Below are 3717 nucleotides of genomic sequence, written 5' to 3'. Positions count from 1 at the left end.
TCGGGGACGTCCAGATGCAGCCGGTCTACGAGGACGGCAGCTACGGTTCGTTGAGCAAGATCAACGGCTTCCAGGCCGATCGCTGAGCCCGGCATTCGGTGGAGTCGTGGGCCGGTTCCGGGAGTTCGCCGTCCGCGCGTGGTTCCCGGGGCCAGCCCGTGGCGTCACCTCGGCGGGGTGGAGCGGCGGCATGACCCCCCTCGGGCCGAGCGGGCTCGGGGGCAGGGCTGACTTCGAGGGGCCCGGCGATCGGGGTGGCCATGGCTTCGGGAGCGGTCGCGCCGTGGGCGGCCCGTGTGATCCCCGAGCTATGGCCAGGGGATCATCACCTTGGCCAGATGGGGTACGTGGCGAGCCGTCCCGAAAGATGCGTGAGCAGTAGTGAAACATGCGGATGACGGCCCCGGTCGGCGGTCTCGTCCGCTCACCGGACTCCGGCGGGGGAATCAGACGCGTCCCCTGCCGGGCAGGCCGGACGGAGGCCCTGTGGCCGGGTACGGACAAGCTGGCCATGCGACGGACGGATGATCAAGAGATCGCCGAGCGGCCCGCTTTTGATCCGCCGTTCGTGGTCCTCGTTTCACCCGTTGCCGACAGCCCGGAGGGTGCGCTCAGGTCCGTCCGGGTCCCGCCCGCCCGGTTGGCGCCCCGGTCTACGTGATCCTCGACAAAACCCCCGCCTCTGCGCGGCCGTTGCCGACCGGCTGACCTTCCGCTTCACCCTCATCGAGACCGGCACCGAGTCCTACCGCCTCCAGGCCGCCGAAGCCGAACACCGTCCAGACTCGTGACCATCCGGTCGGTCACCCGAACCTGATAACCGCTCCAGACCCTGTACGTGGGCATCGACGGTTGAGGCCGCGTCAGCCCCGGCCACAGCCCCGGCGCCGACCTTCCCCTCCCATCCGGACCCGGGCCGCAGCCGCAACCAGGAACCGGGCAAGCCCGGGGCCGGCCAGGGCGACACGTACTCGGGCCGCCCGGCCGACCCTGCTTCAGAAGCTAAGCGACGAAGACGCTCGAACCGAACTCCTGAGTCGTTTTACCACCCGGAGGAACAACGGTGAGAGCCTCCCCGGTGCAATTGGGGCCGGAGTAGACGATGGCGTATTCATTGGTCCTGTTCTGGAGGATCAGCGGTAGCAACGGCGCCTCGACGCAGCCACTCGGGTTCTCCACGACAAGACCTGGGCTGAAGATGAGGTCCCCGTGGGCGGCATTGGCGGTAGTGGCGGTGGTGAGGCAGAGTGCGGCCGCGGCGACGGCGACGCCGGCCGCATGGAACAGTCGTTTCATGGAGGGCTCCTGAGAGGGTCGGGACTACTGCACAGACTGTTCCCGTGCGATCTATGTGGTAGGCCGCCCGACTGGGTGACGTGTCTCGAATCCGCTCCGGGCTTGAGATGGTCGTTCGCCCCTGGGACCTTCACTTCAAGACCCTCCCGCTGACGGTCTTGAGGCTCCCACCGCTGCGGATCCCCGCGAAGACTGCCAGGCCTCGCGGCCGGTCGGTGGACAAATGGAAGGCCGCCGGGTCCTTCCGGACCAGGCCTGTCAGGGACCACGCCCGCAAGGACCCGGCGCGAGTCAAACCACCGGTCGGTCTGCCACCAGCCACCGACGGCGCCCAGGACGCGCAAACACTGTGACAAGACATCACCCGAACGAGGTGGCTCTGAAACCCAATGCCGATCATGGCCCGAGAGTCACAACACACGCTTCACGACGCGCCAGCCGGCTCCCACTTGCTTTGCCCAAGTCGCTCTGGTTCACCCTGTCGAAAACAGACGGCTGCTGAACTGAAACCAGGTCCCCTACCAGGGCCAACTCGCCTTCCCCGGAGACCAGTTGCTGCAACCGTCGGCCGGCCTGGTCACCGGCTCGGCCGGCGTGCTGCGTGCCTCGCCTCGGCGCTCGCCGGCACACCCTTCCTGTCCTTCACCAGCACCACGGCCGACCCGACGCCGGCAGCAGTCCACCACCACGCCTGCGGCCATGAGCGGGCCGGCTGAGCAGCACCACGGACCGCCACCTCACCCGAGGGCATCCCCCACAGTCCTCCACCGCGCACACCCCTGCTGTCCCACCAACGCCCGGCGACCCCGCCGGGACCACCACCCCCGAACACCACCGACACACGAGAGTCCATGGAAATCCTGGAACCGCAGGGCCCGGAACTGCCCGAGGCCGACGGCGGCGGGCAGCCGACCAACCTCAGCCTGGCGCTCTGCGCGAACAGCACGGTCAGCCTTCTCGTCTGCTGACGCCCGCAGCGCCCCGCCCACACCGCAGTACCGGCCGGGCGTGAGCACCATCGGTGCCCCTGCGCCGGCCCGGAGGAGGGGGACTCCAGCCCCCGGACCAGCGCTCACCGAAGCGACGGCCGACCCCCGCCGACACCCTCCCGATGACGGCTGCGGAACGGGGGCGCGGTACACGGCGTCTGGGCGCTGCAATCTCCGTCTGCCCTCAAGGCCACCGCCCGCGCGCCGCACTCAACGTCCCCGGTCGGCCGGCACCGGCTCCACGCCGTCGCGCCGTCGGTCCCACCCGCGCGCCCACTCGACTCCACACAGTCGGCGCAGGCCCGGGGAAGACGTCCTGGACAGCCACGAGGCCAGGGCTCGGAGAACGCGCGGGACCACACCCGCGTACGGGCCAATCCGCCGGGGCCGAGGCCGAGCCAGTGTGTGATCGGCTGGTCCGCTTCGCCGCCCGGTCTTCCTGGAGCCCTCGCATGCGCATCCCCTCGTTCGCCGGCGCCACCGCCCTGAGCGCGGCCCTGTTCGTCCTGGCCCTCCCTGCCCCGGCCCACGCCGCGACCGGCGTCTTCTCGGTGCAGCCCCTGGGAAACATCGTGGGCGGAGCTGCCGTCGAGGACCCGGAGCCCGGCGCCTGCTATGACATGGCGCCAGGAGAGTTCTCCATGGCGAGCAACGACACGGACGCGGTCGCCCACACCTTCCCCGGCGCCGGGTGCAGGGGCCGCGTAACCGACATCGTCCCGGAGGAAACGGGAGGCCTCGGGGTCTACGGGAGCGTGCGCTTTGACTCCTGACCCACCCCACCCCGCGCCCGCCAACTGGCCGACCGGCGAGTGCGGCGCCTCCCGTCCTCCGGGGTCAGGTCGACGCAGTACGTCCACGACCCGTAACCCGCCTCCTCCAGCAATCGCACACACCACGGACCCAACTGCTTCCGGTGCCCGTCTGGGGGTCAAGGGGTCGCAGAAATCCTGTCGTCCCGACTGTGAAGTCGGTTGTGAGAGGCGGTACTTGGGAAACCGAGTGCCGGCTCTTCTTGTTGCGGCGTCAGCTGGTGGTCGCACGGTGGTCACCGGGCCACATCGGCCAGGGCGTGGCTGGTTCGTCTGTTCGGGTGTGCTGGTAGGCGGGCAGTTGCCGGTGCAGGCGCGGGCGCTGGCGCCAGGGGCGCTGGGCGCGACAGACGGGGTGTCCGAGGACGGCGTGGTCGGCGCCATCGAGGGTCCAGGCGACGGCGTCGACGGCGGCGCAGGCGGCGAGTTTGGTGAGGTCGGCGTAGATGTTCGCGGTCGTAGACAGGGTGCGGTGGCGCAGGGTTTTGGAGATGACGGGCAGCGGCACGCCCGCAGTCAGGACGAAGCTAGTGCCGCATCAGACAACGTTCGCCCCGTCGATGTGACGTTCGATTGCTGCCCATGCGGCTCCGGGCGGTCAGAATGATCACGTGGCTGAA

Annotated in this window: 4 protein-coding genes; 2 read left to right on the top strand and 2 right to left on the bottom strand. The window is 69.7% G+C overall.

The features are described 5' to 3' along the window. Positions 1–1002: 1002 nt before the first annotated feature. Positions 1003–1296: a hypothetical protein gene (locus ACFWJ4_RS41120; protein WP_380554461.1), complete on the bottom strand. Its 294-nt coding sequence runs from the start codon at positions 1294–1296 to the stop codon at positions 1003–1005. An 851-nt stretch (positions 1297–2147) separates the two neighbouring features. Here ACFWJ4_RS41120 and ACFWJ4_RS41115 point away from each other — a divergent pair. Beyond that, positions 2148–2264: a SapB/AmfS family lanthipeptide gene (locus ACFWJ4_RS41115; protein WP_380554458.1), complete on the top strand. Its 117-nt coding sequence runs from the start codon at positions 2148–2150 to the stop codon at positions 2262–2264. 473 nt (positions 2265–2737) lie between these two features. Further along, positions 2738–3058: a hypothetical protein gene (locus tag ACFWJ4_RS41110; RefSeq protein WP_380554455.1), complete on the top strand. Its 321-nt coding sequence runs from the start codon at positions 2738–2740 to the stop codon at positions 3056–3058. 253 nt (positions 3059–3311) lie between these two features. On the opposite strand, the gene ACFWJ4_RS41105 is transcribed toward ACFWJ4_RS41110, so the two are convergent. Then, complete coding sequence (locus ACFWJ4_RS41105) at positions 3312–3605, bottom strand: hypothetical protein (protein WP_380554452.1); 294 nt, start codon at positions 3603–3605, stop codon at positions 3312–3314. Between the last annotated feature and the right edge of the window lie 112 nt (positions 3606–3717).

The sequence above is a fragment of the Kitasatospora sp. NPDC127067 genome (assembly GCF_042724755.1).
GTDB lineage: Bacteria > Actinomycetota > Actinomycetes > Streptomycetales > Streptomycetaceae > Kitasatospora > Kitasatospora lactacystinica.
The sequence above is the reverse complement of the archived record's forward strand: the minus strand, read 5'-3'. Positions and strand labels throughout refer to the sequence as shown.

What these genes read in the sequence shown, in the direction of transcription:
- ACFWJ4_RS41120 (WP_380554461.1), bottom strand. Translation starts at nt 1,296, where the DNA reads ATGAAACGACTGTTCCATGCGGCCGGCGTCGCCGTCGCCGCGGCCGCA.
- ACFWJ4_RS41115 (WP_380554458.1), top strand. Translation starts at nt 2,148, where the DNA reads ATGGAAATCCTGGAACCGCAGGGCCCGGAACTGCCCGAGGCCGACGGC.
- ACFWJ4_RS41110 (WP_380554455.1), top strand. Translation starts at nt 2,738, where the DNA reads ATGCGCATCCCCTCGTTCGCCGGCGCCACCGCCCTGAGCGCGGCCCTG.